The 14,187-nt window shown below is 58.6% G+C and carries 13 protein-coding genes; 4 read left to right on the top strand and 9 right to left on the bottom strand.

Annotated features, from left to right (window positions below; translation table 11 throughout):
* Nucleotides 1-40: 40 nt before the first annotated feature.
* Nucleotides 41-1,162, bottom strand: coding sequence for a calcium:proton antiporter (locus tag HQ843_RS15085; protein ID WP_180897554.1), 1,122 nt, complete (start codon nt 1,160-1,162; stop codon nt 41-43).
* Nucleotides 1,163-1,363: 201 nt separating this feature from the next.
* Between HQ843_RS15085 and HQ843_RS15080 the strand changes: the two genes are divergently transcribed.
* On the top strand, nt 1,364-2,908 hold the full coding sequence (locus HQ843_RS15080; RefSeq protein ID WP_180897555.1) for an exo-alpha-sialidase: 1,545 nt from the start codon (nt 1,364-1,366) through the stop codon (nt 2,906-2,908).
* Between the two features lie 553 nt (nt 2,909-3,461).
* Nucleotides 3,462-4,826: an exo-alpha-sialidase gene (locus HQ843_RS15075; protein WP_180897556.1), complete on the top strand. Its 1,365-nt coding sequence runs from the start codon at nt 3,462-3,464 to the stop codon at nt 4,824-4,826.
* Between the two features lie 14 nt (nt 4,827-4,840).
* Here the strand turns inward: HQ843_RS15075 and sufA are convergent, their stop codons facing one another.
* The 8 genes from sufA to HQ843_RS15035 form a co-directional block, all read right to left on the bottom strand.
* A complete protein-coding gene (sufA, locus tag HQ843_RS15070; protein ID WP_180897557.1) occupies nt 4,841-5,233 on the bottom strand; it encodes a Fe-S cluster assembly scaffold SufA in 393 nt (130 codons plus the stop codon).
* A gap of 294 nt (nt 5,234-5,527) precedes the next feature.
* Nucleotides 5,528-5,899 (bottom strand): SUF system Fe-S cluster assembly protein, encoded by a 372-nt coding sequence (locus HQ843_RS15065; RefSeq protein WP_180897558.1) that lies wholly within the window; start codon nt 5,897-5,899, stop codon nt 5,528-5,530.
* A gap of 15 nt (nt 5,900-5,914) precedes the next feature.
* On the bottom strand, nt 5,915-7,153 hold the full coding sequence (locus HQ843_RS15060; protein WP_180897559.1) for a cysteine desulfurase: 1,239 nt from the start codon (nt 7,151-7,153) through the stop codon (nt 5,915-5,917).
* A 38-nt stretch (nt 7,154-7,191) separates the two neighbouring features.
* Nucleotides 7,192-8,457, bottom strand: a complete 1,266-nt coding sequence (gene sufD / locus HQ843_RS15055) for a Fe-S cluster assembly protein SufD (RefSeq protein WP_180897560.1) — start codon at nt 8,455-8,457, stop codon at nt 7,192-7,194.
* A gap of 15 nt (nt 8,458-8,472) precedes the next feature.
* The gene (gene sufC / locus HQ843_RS15050; RefSeq protein WP_180897561.1) at nt 8,473-9,228 is read right to left on the bottom strand and encodes a Fe-S cluster assembly ATPase SufC; all 756 of its coding nucleotides are present in this window, start codon (nt 9,226-9,228) and stop codon (nt 8,473-8,475) included.
* 269 nt (nt 9,229-9,497) lie between these two features.
* Entirely contained in the window at nt 9,498-9,839 is a 342-nt protein-coding gene (locus HQ843_RS15045) for a GIY-YIG nuclease family protein (RefSeq protein WP_180897562.1), read from the bottom strand.
* Nucleotides 9,840-9,953: 114 nt separating this feature from the next.
* A complete protein-coding gene (sufB, locus tag HQ843_RS15040) occupies nt 9,954-11,441 on the bottom strand; it encodes a Fe-S cluster assembly protein SufB (RefSeq protein WP_180897563.1) in 1,488 nt (495 codons plus the stop codon).
* Between the two features lie 109 nt (nt 11,442-11,550).
* A complete protein-coding gene (locus HQ843_RS15035) occupies nt 11,551-12,732 on the bottom strand; it encodes a cysteine desulfurase family protein (protein ID WP_180902177.1) in 1,182 nt (393 codons plus the stop codon).
* A 209-nt stretch (nt 12,733-12,941) separates the two neighbouring features.
* On the opposite strand from HQ843_RS15035, the gene HQ843_RS15030 reads away from it, so the two are divergent.
* Together HQ843_RS15030 and HQ843_RS15025 are read left to right on the top strand one after the other, a co-directional pair.
* On the top strand, nt 12,942-13,619 hold the full coding sequence (locus tag HQ843_RS15030) for an alpha/beta hydrolase (protein ID WP_180897564.1): 678 nt from the start codon (nt 12,942-12,944) through the stop codon (nt 13,617-13,619).
* Between the two features lie 110 nt (nt 13,620-13,729).
* The gene (locus HQ843_RS15025; protein WP_180897565.1) at nt 13,730-14,026 is read left to right on the top strand and encodes a hypothetical protein; all 297 of its coding nucleotides are present in this window, start codon (nt 13,730-13,732) and stop codon (nt 14,024-14,026) included.
* Nucleotides 14,027-14,187 lie beyond the last annotated feature (161 nt).

Genomic DNA, 14,187 nt, shown 5'->3' with positions numbered 1-14,187 from the left:
CGTTACACCCACTATCATTGATGCTTTTCTGTGGAAAGCGTCAGAAATCGCCGTCGAAAATCAAGATCACATAGGCAAAGAACACCGCCAGATGCACCACGCCCTGAAGCGAATTGGTACGGGTGCCGACGAAGGTGACGATGCTGATGGCAAGCGAAAGCGTCAACACCACCACGCCGGCCGGCGTCAGGCCAAGCTCGATCGGCAGGCCGACGAAATGCGCGGCGATCAGCACCGCAGGCACCGTAAGGCCGATCGTGGCAAGCGCCGAGCCGAGACAGATGTTGACGGCGCGCTGGAGCTGGTTCTTGCGGGCGGCGTCCAGCGCTGCCAGCGCCTCCGGCGTCAGGATCATGATCGCCACGATGAACCCGCCCAGCGCCACCGGCGCGCCAACCTGGGCGATGCCGAAATCGACATAGACCGCGAGCTTCTTCGACATCAGCACCAGCGGCAGCAGCGCCAGCAGCAGGCCGCCGGCATGGAAGCCCGCGCTTTTCGGTTCGAGATGATGGTGGTGCGCATCCGGCTCCTCGTCCGCGCGGCGCGGCTGCTGGAAGCTCACCGGGTTCTGCACCGTCTGGAACAGCAGGAAGATGCCGTAAAGCACCAGCGAAATCACGATCTGAAACACCGTCTGCAGGGTCGACAACCCGCCGCCGGGCGCCGAAGATGTAAAGCTCGGCAGGATCAGGCTGGTGATCGCCACCGGCAAAAGTACGATCAGATAGGCATTGGCGCCCGAAAGGTTGAAAACCTGAAGCCCGTGTCTGAGCCCGCCGATCAGAAGGCTGAGCCCCACAAGCCCGTTCAGCACGATCATCAGCACCGAAAACATGGTGTCGCGCGCAAGCGTCGGCACGTTGTCGCCGGTCAGCATCACCGCCGTGATCAGCGCGACCTCGATGCCGATCACCGAAAGCGTCAGGATCAGCGTACCGAGCGGTTCTCCGAAAATCGCCGCCAGGCATTCGGCGTGATGTACCACGCGAAACACCGCCATCAGCATCACCGCGAAGATCACGATAAGCACCGCGAACGAGGCAGTAGTGCCGAGATATTCGGGCTTCAGCGACGCACCGGAGACGGTAAACAGCACAAACGTGCACCAGATCAGCGCAATCGGCCATTCACGCCAGAGTGCATTCTTGTCTGATGTCACGGATAAGCCTCGTATTTACGGATGAAAAAATAAAGATGACCAACTGATCATTTTGGCTGCCCGGACGCAAGCGGCAGGGCGAACTACAAGTATAATAAAACAAAAAACTAATACAAATAAATAAATAATTACAAGCATATTTACAGAAAATAATCAAAGTTGTTTATTAAAAATAATTTCTCTCTCTCAAGGATAAAAAATATGAGTCAGAATTTACCTATTCATGACATTTCCGCTGGAGATGATCAGTTTTGGACTATTGAGAACCACGGTAGTAATATCTTTTTTATCGACGGAAAGCTTCTGGTGGTTTGGTTTCATGGGGGAGAACGCGATGCGGCATACAGCGAAATTTACGCCAGCAGCGCCGATCCCGCAACCTATGAATGGCAGCCGCTGACCAAGATCGCAGACAACGGAGACAATGGAACTGTCCCGAACTATCCCGATATCAATCCAGCATTCAACTACGATACCACCACTCGGGAAATGTTGCTCTGCTGGATGATGACGACCGATGGAACCTGGGCGAGCGCGCAAATCCGCATGCGGCTCGGCAAAGACAATGGCACATTTGAAACAGTACAGTCCATAAGCTGGCAGATGCCGATCGCGGGCGAAATCTTGCGTGCCGAGGTCGAATCAAAGAGCTTCCTAGATGCTACCGCGTCGCTTTATCCAAACACCTGGCCCTTGCTGGCAGGCGAGTTTGAACCCATTCGGAGCTTTGTAGAGGCTCCCGCTTTCAGCAGTTGCATGGGACAGAACGAAGCTCAACTAGATATCGACCCGGCGGCAATCGACGCCATGGTTGCCGAACTGATCGAGCGGACAAGAGATTTCGACGATACGTTTCTAGGGGACGTGAAGCAGGAGATTGCAAGCAAATATCCGAAATACACTCCCATTCTGGAAAGATTGACCAAATTCTCGAACATTGGTCTCGTATATATCGAGTTTCAGTCCTCGTTCAGCATAGGATCGCTGATAGCCTTCCTGTACACGGTTTTTGACACATACTGTCTTGTGCTGATGCGGCTCACTGTATTCAACATATTCAATCCAGGCCGTTATCATCGCGGCTGGGAAACGCGGTGCCAGTTGCAGACGATCACGCGTGAAGACGGCTCGACGCGATTGCTGTTGCCTCTCTATTCAGACACGCTCAATCTCTCGGTGGTATTTTACTCCGACGATGAAGGGCGCACATGGAGCTATCCGAAAACACCCATTTCAGGCCGAGCCACCATTCAACCGAGCATTGTGCAACATCCATCGGGCAAACTCACCGCCTTTTTGCGGAACAATGGAGGCTTCCTGTATCTCGACCGGCCAGCCATCAGCGAATCCTGCGATTACGGGCTGACATGGACGCCGACAGTCCCGATGTTAAACCACTTCATCCAGAATCAAAGTTCGAGTCTTGCCGCCCTAGCGCTCAAAAACTCCAAATATGACACATCCCTTGGCCCGTTTGTTTTAGTTTATACGCCCGATGAAGAACGTCAAACGCTCTTCATATGCGTGGGTTTCCTGGGCACGTCAAATGGCATCAACAACAAGCCGATAGCCTGGGTCACACCGATATGCCTGGAAGGATCTGATGGCAGCACATCCTACGGGTACCCTTCAGTAACCGAGGGTGATGACGGTACGCTCTATATTTCATGCAGCCATCACTATCAAAGCAATGGAACAGACTTTCAGAAGAAAGGCATCATACAATATGACGGACTTAAAAGTTAGCGTACACTAACGACAATTGGAATGCTCCGGGTAGTGCGCAGCGGCCTTCCGTGGCTTGGCCTGTTTGGCGCGATCAATTCACCATGTTATAGCCGGTGGCGCAAGGTTTCGCGCGACGAGCAGCGTTGGTCAGGCGATATTCGAGCGATCACCGAAAAGCGTCTTCATTGCCGCCGCGCTCTGGCGTCGTCCAACAATCGAAAATCGAGAAAGACGCTGACGACGTGCGAGAGATGACTCCGCCACAATTTCAAATTTGAATTTCTTTAAAATAAATTAGGTCGGAACACATGTATAAACCATCATAAAATAAGCTTTACCGATTTCAATATTTGATTTATACGCATAAATAGGGGAATTATACTACAGGTAAATGATCATGAGGGAAAATACAAAAGTAACATTTGTTGATGCAGAAGGCCGTGATTTCTGGACTTCCGGAAATCACGGCAGCAACATATCTTTTCTCGATGAAAAGTTACTTGTGTCCTGGTCACATAAACATTCGCATGACGGCCAATCCTCCGCCATCTACGCCTCATCGGCAGACCCCATGGACTATGCCTGGCGACCGCTGACGAAAATCGCGGACAATGGTGAAGACGGCGCTGTTTCCAAATACCCCGCCACAAACCCGGTATTTCATTGCGATGCCGGGAAGATGCGGCTGTTCTGGCAGATGACCAGCGACGGAACCCAGTCAAGTTCGCAACTTCGAATGCGCGCCGGAAGCGTTTCCAACGCATTCGACAGCATCCTTTCGGTGAGATGGACCACCCCCGTCGATGGCGACCCTTTGACGACATCAGTGAGCGGCGATGATTTCCTCAATGCCGCCGCCGCGCTCTGCCCCAACACCTGGCCACTTCTGAACGGCGTGTTCGAACCGCGAAAGAGCTACGAAAAGGCGCCTTTATTCAGTTCCGAGAAAGGACACAACCTCACGGCGCCCGAGGTGGATGCCGCCGCAATCGACGCAATGGTCGACGCTCTTGTCGCCAGGATCAGGGATTTCGACAACACCTACCTCAACGACGTGAAACAGCAATTGTCGGAGAACAGGCCGACGCTCCGCCCCATACTGGACAGATTGCGCAGGTTTTCCGACATCCTGCGATTCTTCGATGCGTTTCACGCCCATTTGAAGAGAAACACACTCATTGTGTTCCTGTACATGGTCTACGACACCTACTCCATGGTCGTCATGCGGCTCACGGTGTTCAACATGTTCAGTCCGGATCGCTATGACCGGGGCTGGCAGACGCGGTCCCAGCCGCAAAAAATCAAGCTGGAGAACGGCGCCGACCGTCTGCTGCTTCCGGTCCATTCCAACGCCGTCAACCTCTCGGTCGTGCTTTACTCGGACGATGACGGGACCACCTGGAAATATGCCGAAACGCCGATCCTCGGTCGCGGAACCGTCGAGCCGAGCATCGTCCAGCGCCCGTCAGGCAAGCTCACGGCCTTTCTGCGAACCAAAGCACCGGGCCTGTACCTCAATCGCGTTGCCGTGAGTGATTCCTGCGATTACGGGATCACATGGTCTCCGGCCGTGCCGGTCCTCAACGCCAACATCAAAAGCCGAGATTCAGGCATCTCGGCCCTGTCGCTGAAGCACTCGAAGTTCGACCCGTCGCTCGGGCCATTCATCGTGGTCTACACGCCCGATCAGGACGGCCGGAACCTCCATCTCAGCGTCGGGTTCTTCGGTACTTCATCCGACCGCGGCAACCGGCCGCTTGCCTGGCTCGAACCCATCTGCCTGGAGCAGGCGGACAATGGTTGCCGGATCGGCGATCCTTCCGTCACGGAAGGAGACGACGGAACGCTCTATATTTCCTGCAGCTACCACGTCCCGAACGAGGACGGCGCCTGCGAGAAAATCTGCGTGATACAATATGATGGCCTCAGAAGCTGAGGCCTGCCCCGCTGTCAGTGCGCGGCGGCCTGCCGGGCCTTGGCCAGTTCGGCAAGATCGGCGGCCTTGAGTTCCACCGATTCGCCGCAGCCGCAGGCCGAGGTCTCGTTGGGATTGCGGAACACAAAGCCGGTGCGCAGCCGGGTGACCTCGAAATCCATCTCGGTGCCGAGAAGATAGAGCGAGGCGGCGGGATCGACCCAGACCCTGGCACCGGAATGTTCTACGGTGTCGTCCCCGGCCCGGGCGCTTTCGCGCGTGACCAGGTCGACGGCATATTCCATGCCGGCGCAGCCGCCCTTCTTGATCGACACGCGCAGCCCGAGCGCGTCGGGTCCGGAATTGCCGATGATCTCGTTGACGCGGGTCGCTGCCGCATCGGTGAGGGTGATAACCTGAAAGCCCATTTCATTCTCCATCAACATCCGGGTTCAAGGCCCGGCGTTATCGGTTCATTGCATCAGTCCGCGCGGATGGCGTCAATAGCAAGGCCTCTTGCCGCATAGCCTCTTCTCGCCCCGGAGGGGAGAGATGTCGCGACAGCGACAGTGAGGGGGGAGCCTATCCACGCGGACGCCCTCACGGGATTGAAATGCTGCTTCACCCTCACTGCCCCTTTCGGGGCATCTCTCCCGCAAGCGGGAGAGAGTATTGGGAGTAAACCGCAAGACCACACGTCATTGCCCTGCCCTCACAAAACCTCAATACCAGCCGACGGCCACCTTGGCCTCTTCCGACATCCGATCCGGCGTCCATGGCGGATCGAAGGTCATTTCGACCTCGACGCCGGAGACGCCTTCCACGGTGCTGACCGCATTTTCCACCCAGCCGGGCATTTCGCCGGCGACCGGGCAGCCGGGCGCGGTCAGCGTCATGTCGATCTTCACCAGCCGGTCATCATCGACATCGATCTTGTAGATCAGGCCAAGTTCGAAAATGTCGGCCGGAATCTCCGGATCGTAGACCGTTTTCAGCGCCGAAACGATATCGTCGCTGAGGCGCGCCAACTCTTCCGGGGGAATGGAGGAGCCGGGCTCTGTGGTTTTCACCTCGGCATTTTCTTCAACATTCATGCCATTCTCCTTGGGTCAGGCAAAGAAGCCGCGAGCATAGTCAAGCGCTTCCACCAACGCGTCCACTTCCGCGCGGGTATTGTACAGGCCGAACGAGGCCCGGCAGGTCGATGTCACCCCGAAGCGCGCCAGAAGCGGCTGGGCGCAGTGGGTGCCGGCGCGAACGGCGACGCCGCGCCGGTCGATGATCGTCGAAATGTCATGGGCATGCACGCCTTCGATGGCGAAGGAGAAGATGCTGCCCTTGGCTTTGGCATTGCCGATGACGCGAAGCGCATTGACATGGCCGAGCTGCTCCCGTGCATACGCCGTCAGATCCGCCTCGTGGGCGGCGATCGACGCACGGCCTATCCCTTGCATATAGTCAAGGGCGACGCCCAGTCCAATAGCCTGCACGATCGGCGGCGTGCCGGCCTCGAAGCGATGCGGCGGCTCGGCATAGGTCACGCGATCGGTAAAAACGTCGGCGATCATCTCGCCGCCGCCCTGGAACGGCCGCATCTCTGAAAGCCGGTCATACTTGCCGTAGAGCACACCGATGCCGGACGGACCATAGAGCTTGTGGCCGGTCATCACATACCAGTCGCAGTCGATATCCCTGACATCGACCGGCAGGTGGACCGCGCCCTGAGAGCCATCGACCAGCACCGGAATACCGCGTTCATGGGCGATCCGGCAGACCTCTTTCACATCGACAATGGTGCCAAGCGCATTCGACATCTGGGTGATGGCGACGAGCTTGGTGCGCTCGCTCAGGCAGTTTTCGAAGTCCTCGATATGGAACTCGCCATCGTCATCGACCGGCGCCCAGACAAGCTTGACGCCCATCCGCTCGCGCAGGAAATGCCATGGCACGATGTTGGAATGGTGCTCCATGATCGAGAGCACGATCTCGTCGCCCTCCTTCAGGTGCGTCATCGCCCAACCGTAAGCGACCGTGTTGATCGCCTCGGTGGTGTTGCGGGTAAAGACGATCTCGTTCACCGAGCCGGCATTCAGAAACGCCCGCACCTTCTCGCGCGCCGCCTCGTAGGCATCGGTCGCGGCATTGGAAAGGAAATGAAGGCCGCGGTGGACATTGGCGTATTCGTGGGCATAGGCGTTCGAAACCGCGTCGATCACGACCTGCGGCTTCTGCGCGGAAGCGCCATTGTCGAGATAGACCAGCGGCTTGCCGTCATGCACGGTGCGCGACAGGATCGGGAAATCCCGCCTTATCCTGTCCACATCATAGGTGGAAACCTTAGTGTCCATAACCGATGAACTCCGTCAATGCCCGTTCGCCGGGCAGGTCACTCATGGCGATCGAGCCAGTCCGCAATGATTGCTTCGACCGCCTCCGACAGCGCCTCATGTTCCAGTTCTTCCACCACTTCGGCAACGAAGGCGTGGATCAGAAGCCCTTCGGCAACCTTGCGCGGAATCCCGCGCGCCATCATGTAATAAAGGTGGTTCGGATCGATATCGGTCACCGTGGCGCCATGGCCGCACTGCACGTCATCGGCGAAGATTTCGAGCTCCGGCTTGGCGTTGAACGATCCGAAATCGCTCATCAGCAGCGTGTTGCACGACATTTTCGCATCAGTCTTCTGCGCGTCGGGCGCAACCCGGATCAGGCCCTGGAACACGCCACGCGCCTTGTCGAACACGACATTGCGGATGATCTCGGTCGAGGTCGTGTTGGCCACGTTGTGGCCGAGATCGAAGGTGATGTCGGTATGGGTCTCGCCGCCCAGCAGGTTGACGCCGCGCAGCATCAGGTCCGCGCCCTCGCCCGTGACCGCGCAATCGATCTCGTGGCGCACTAGCTTGCCGCCGGCATTGACGATCAGAAGCTTCAGCTTCGCGTTTTCGCCAAGTTCGATCTTCAGCTTGCCGAGATGGGTATCGTCGGCGCCCTGGCTCTGCATCACCACATAGGTGATTTCGGTATCCTTGCCCAGCGTCAGCGCCGTGAGGTTGCTGACGAGCGCCGCCACGCCCACCGGCGCGACATGGCGTTCGATCACCATGCCGGTCACGCCATCGGCGAAGTTCAGGCGATTGCGGGTATGCACCTGCCCGCCGCCATGCACGGCCTGCAATTCCAGCGGTGCTGCGAGCGGCGCGGTAATATCGAGGGCATAACCATCGCTCACCAGCGCGCCGTTGATGCGGCCGATCGCGTCATCGACGCTGGAAAGCGCGAACCGCACGGCCTCGTCGCCATTCGAAAGCGCATCGGAGACCTTAGCGCGCTGAACGCCGTCGATATCGGGCGCATCGCTTACGCGGCCCTGCACCAGCGGCAGCACGACGCTGCCTTCCAGCAGGGCCTTCACCGGGTTCACCGCCTCGCCGGTTTCGTCCGGCACGGCGCGCAGCAGGTTGCGCAGGTCGGTATAATGCCAGGCCTCGATCCGACGCGTCGGCAGGCCGGACTTGCGCAGTTCACCCGCCAGCCGGTCGCGCTCCATCGTCACATCGGCATTGCCGGGCAATGAGCCGGACAGCCGCCCGAAGGAAGCGACCAGCGCCTCCTCGGCGGCCGTCAGCGTTATCTTGTTTTGCACATTCATCACAACACTCCTGCCTCAGGCGGCTTCGCCGATGATATCGGCATAGCCATTGGCTTCGAGTTCGTGGGCCAGTTCCTTGCCGCCGGTGCGGATGATCTGGCCCTTGTAGAGCACGTGGACCGTGTCCGGCACGATATAGTCGAGCAGGCGCTGGTAGTGGGTGATGACCATCACCGAGCGGTCGGGCGCTCTGAGCGCATTGACGCCGTCGGCAACGATCTTCAGCGCGTCGATATCGAGGCCCGAGTCAGTCTCGTCCATGACGCAGAGCTTCGGCTCCAGCAACGCCATCTGCAGGATTTCGGCGCGCTTCTTCTCGCCGCCGGAAAAGCCGACATTCAGCGGCCGCTTCAGCATGTCGTAGTCGATCTTCAGCTTGGCGGAGGCTTCCTTGACCTTGCGGATGAAGTCCGGCGTCGAGAGCTCGGCCTCGCCGCGCGCCTTGCGCTGCTCGTTGATTGCGACCTTCAGGAACTGCATGGTGGCAACACCCGGAATTTCGACCGGATACTGAAACGCCAGGAACACGCCCTTGGCGGCGCGCTCGGCGGCATCGAGTTCCAGAATGTTTTCACCGTTATAGATCACCTCACCCTCGGTGACCTCATAATCCTCGCGACCGGCGAGGATATAGGAGAGCGTCGACTTTCCGGACCCGTTCGGGCCCATGATGGCGGCCACTTCGCCGTCCTGAATCGTCAGGTTCAGCCCCTTGATGATTTCCGTGCCGTCCTCGGCGATGCGTGCGTGCAGGTTCTTGATCTCAAGCATTTTTCGTTTCCTTCAGTCAGCGGCCGGTTCTGGTTTCCCTCGGGCCCCTTTTATTCTCTGCGTCATCCTCGGGCTTGTCCCGAGGATCTAATCACGTCTCCACACGAGCGGAGTGTCGGGTCGCATTCTGCTTTGCAAGTCCGAGTTCGAACAAACCCACTCATCACTCCCGGCCCGGTGGTTGGATCCTCGGGACAAGCCCGAGGATGACGCCGTTGGGTGGGGAGGACGCGGTGGAAATCGAGTGTCCGTTCGCCCGCCTCATCCGTTCAGTTATAATCTCCGTACTTCCGCATTCCAGGATGCGGCCTATACACATTCTCGATTTCATCAATCCGCTCGAACAAATCCAGCCAGTTCGGGTTCAACTCTTCAACAAGCCTGACCTTCCATTCCCTCGGATAGCGCTTCAGGGATTTCTCCCTCTGAATTGCCAGAACGATATTCGGATGAAGTTCAAACCAAACCAGGTTCTTCGCCCTGTATTTCGCGGTGAACCCGTCTTTGACTCCATTCCTATGTTCCCAGGCCCGTCCATGTATGTCACTCGTGACACCGGTGTAGAGAACGCCACGCGGCTTGTCCGACATCATGTAGACATAGCCTGTCATTGCACTCTCCCCCTCCGTTTCGTCATCCTCGGGTCAAGCCCGAGGATGACGCTGCGGGTGGGGCGACGGCAGCGAGGAAGCGCATATTTGAAAGCCGGCGCCCTAACCGCGGCGCTAGCCAACGCTCCCCTCAAGCGAAATCCCGATCAGCTTCTGCGCCTCGACCGCGAATTCCATCGGCAGCTCCTGGATCACCTCACGGACAAACCCGTTGACGATCAGGGCAATCGCCTCTTCCTCCGGAATGCCGCGCTGCATGCAGTAGAACAGTTGGTCCTCGGAAATCTTCGAGGTGGTCGCCTCATGCTCGAAACGGGCGGATGAATTGCCGGCCTCGATATAGGGCACGGTGTGGGCGCCGCATTTGCTGCCGATCAGGAGACTGTCGCACTGGGTGAAGTTGCGCGCGTTTTCCGCCTTGCGGTGGGCCGAGACCTGGCCGCGATAGGTGTTGTTGGAAAACCCCGCGGAAATGCCCTTGGAGATGATCCGGCTCGAGGTGTTCTTGCCGAGGTGGATCATCTTGGTGCCGCTGTCGATCTGCTGATGGCCGTTGGAAACGGCAATCGAGTAGAACTCGCCGCGTGAATTGTCGCCGCGCAGCAGGCAGGACGGGTATTTCCAGGTGATCGCCGAACCGGTTTCGACCTGGGTCCACGAGATCTTCGAGTTGTCGCCCCGGCAATCGCCGCGCTTGGTGACGAAGTTGTAGATGCCGCCCTTGCCGTCCTTGTCGCCCGGATACCAGTTCTGGACGGTCGAATACTTGATCTCGGCATCATCCATCGCGATCAGTTCGACCACGGCGGCATGAAGCTGGTTTTCATCGCGCTGCGGCGCGGTGCAGCCTTCCAGATAGGAAACGTAGGAGCCTTCCTCGGCGATGATCAGCGTGCGCTCGAACTGGCCGGTGTTCTTCTCGTTGATGCGGAAATAGGTCGACAGCTCCATCGGGCAGCGAACGCCCTTCGGGATATAAACGAACGAGCCGTCGGTAAACACGGCGGCATTCAGCGCGGCATAGAAATTGTCGCCGCGCGGCACGACCGAGCCGAGATATTTCTTGATCAGGTCGGGGTGCTCGCGGATCGCCTCGGAGATCGACATGAAGATCACGCCGGCTTTCGCGAGTTCCTTCTTGAAGGTGGTGACGACCGAGACCGAATCGAACACGGCGTCAACGGCGACGCGGCTTTTCGGCTGGTGCTGGAAATCCTGCACGCCGGCAAGCAGCTCCTGTTCCTGCAGCGGAATGCCGAGCTTCTCATAGGTCGCCAGCAATTGCGGGTCGACCTCGTCCAGCGTCTTCGGCCCGGTGAAGGATTTCGGCGCGGCATAGTAATAGACGTCGTTGAAATCAATCTTCGGATAGTTCACCCGCGCCCAGCTCGGCTCAACCATTGTGAGCCAGCGGCGATAGGCCTCCAGACGCCATTCGAGCATCCATTCGGGCTCGGATTTCTTGTGCGAGATGAAACGGATGATGTCCTCGGACAGGCCCTTGGGCGCCTTGTCCACTTCGATCATCGTTTCAAAACCGTATTTGTACTGATCGACGTCGATCATGGCGACCTGATCGACGGTCTCTTTTACGGCAACCATATTGTCACTCCACTCATAACCGGGTTCAAGGTCCGGCGGTTTGCATTCCCAAGCGGGTTCACCGCTCTATTTAATCAGGCTGCGCGGCAATTACACCCCGCGCGGCCTATCATTCGTCAATTTTTCGGGCCGCCTGTCCGGCCGCCCTCCGTCGCGCGGCGATTTTCGCGAAGGCCGCGATCGCCGCGTCGATATCGCCATCCGTGGTCGCCCAGCCGAGCGAGATACGCAAGCCGCCAAGGCGGGGATCGCGGCCCATCGCCTTCAGCACCTGGCTCTCGCCGACCTTGCCGGAGGAGCAGGCCGATCCCGCCGAAAGGGCGATGCCCTCGAGATCGAAGGCGATCTGGCCGGTTTCCGCCTTCAGCCCCGGCAGCGTGAAGAATGACGTATTGGCAACCCGCGGCAGGTCCGCGCCGTAAATCTCGACATCGGGACACGCCGCCCGCATGCCGTCCTCCAGCCGGTCGCGCAGGGCCGCGATCCGTGCATTGCGGGCCTCGATAGCTTCCGCCGCAAAGGCTGCGGCAGCGCCGAAGCCGAAAATGCCCGGCACGTTTTCCGTTCCGGAATGATGGCCCTTTTCCTGCCCGCCGCCGCGCGCCAGCGGCGCCGGCATCAGCGTTTCGCCACGCGCAATCAGCGCGCCCACGCCCTTCGGCCCGCCAAGCTTGTGCGAGGACAGGATCAGGAAATCGGCGTCCAGCGCCGCAATCGACAACGGGATACGACCAGCACCCTGCACCGCGTCGACCACGAGAAGCCCGCCATGCCGGTGAACGATCCCGGCGGCCGCCGCGACCGGCTGAATGATCCCGGTCTCGTTATTGACCAGCATCAGGCCCACCATCGCCAGGCCGAGGCCCTTGTCATGGGCGGCGAGCATGGCGTCCAGCACATCGAGATCGACGACGCCTGAGGCCAGAACCGGAATCTCATGGCGTTTTGCTGAAGGAAACCGGCCGCCTTCGAATACCGCCGGATGCTCGATGCCGGAAACATAAAGCGCGCCAAGCGCCACCGGGCTGCGCCCCATGCGGAAATCGGGCGTCAGCACGAAGTTTGCCGCTTCCGTCGCGCCTGCGAGAAATGTGACATGCGCAGGGTCGGCCCCAGCAAGAGCCGCCACCTGTCCCCGCGCCGCCTCGACGCGCGCCCGCACCGCCCGTCCCTCGCGGTGAACGGAGGACGCATTGCCGCAAAGATCAAGACCTTCCAGCACCGCATCGCGCGCTTCAGGCAGAAGCGCTGCGGTCGCATTCCAGTCGAGATAGATCCGGTTGGTGCTCATGTCGGCCCTGATTACACGGGCATTCGCGCCCGGCAACGCATTTTCCTTGAAATTGACTGCCCGCTTGCCCTATTTGGACCGCAGAAACAGAAGACATCTTTCTTTCGAACAATTCTAAACTGCTTGTAGAAAAGATGACCCTATTAGTCAAGTCAAACGGGCCGTTGCAAGCCGGCTGGAATGTTTGATCCGAAATTTCCGGAGAGCAAATGCCCGAAGTGATTTTCAACGGTCCGGCCGGTCGCCTTGAAGGCCGTTACCAGCCGTCCCCAGAGAAGAATGCGCCGATTGCGATCGTGCTGCATCCCCATCCCCGCTTCGGCGGCACGATGAACAATCCGATCGTCTATGAACTGTTCTACATGTTCCAGAAGCGCGGCTTCACCACGCTGCGGTTCAATTTCCGCGGCATCGGCCGCAGCCAGGGCGAATTCGATCACGGCTCGGGCGAATTGTCGGATGCGGCGGCAGCGCTGGACTGGGTGCAGGGCCTGCATCCCGATTCGAAGACCTGCTGGGTCGCCGGCTATTCCTTCGGCTCCTGGATCGGCATGCAGCTTCTGATGCGCCGGCCGGAGATCGAGGGCTTCATGTCGATCGCCCCGCAGCCGAACATCTACGACTTCTCGTTCCTGGCCCCCTGCCCCTCCTCCGGCCTGATCATCCACGGCGATGCCGACAAGGTGGCCCCGCCGCGCGATGTCAACGGCCTGGTCGAAAAGCTGAAGACCCAGAAGGGCATCCTGATCACCCAGAAGACGCTTTCCGGCGCCAACCACTTCTTCGCCGGCAGAAACGACGAGCTGCTCTCCGAATGCGAGGACTACCTCGACCGCCGCCTCGACGGCGAACTGGTGCCGGAGCCCGCGCCGAAGCGGATCAGGTGATAAATCCCGAAGGGTGTTCCCGGCAGAATTCTCGCTGCCGGGAAATATCGTTCTGGTTTCCAAGGTCATCAACTATAGATTGACGAAGGGAAACAAACGAGGCCGGGGCGATGGACGATCTACCCAAATACAGGCTAATCGCAATCTGGCTCTTCATTAATGCGCTCCTTCCTTACCTCGTTCGCCTCTCGGGCATCGTGACGATCGGGAATTCAATCTATATCGGCGTATTTGCGATGGCCCTGTTGCAGGGGCTTAACTACGTTTTCATGAGGAAACACATTAAGCTCGCAATCGCCACTATAACCCTGAACATTATCGGCTTCGTTCTGGTTGGCTACTTTTCGATCGTCTACGCCGCTTACCCGATCATCAAAGTGATTTTGCTGCCCCTCATTCAACAGTGACCAGAACAAACTGGCCAAGCGTCGCGCTTTTGCACCTTACGGAAATTGCGGTCGAAATATTGCCGGAACGGTGAGTGTCTCTTCCCCCGAACCAACCGAACTGATGAACGCATGCCGCGAGCCCCCCAGACCATGGGCGGCATCGTTCGCTCCGCTTTCCC

The organism is Martelella sp. NC20 (genome assembly GCF_013459645.1).
Classification (GTDB): domain Bacteria; phylum Pseudomonadota; class Alphaproteobacteria; order Rhizobiales; family Rhizobiaceae; genus Martelella.
The sequence above is the reverse complement of the archived record's forward strand: the minus strand, read 5'-3'. Positions and strand labels throughout refer to the sequence as shown.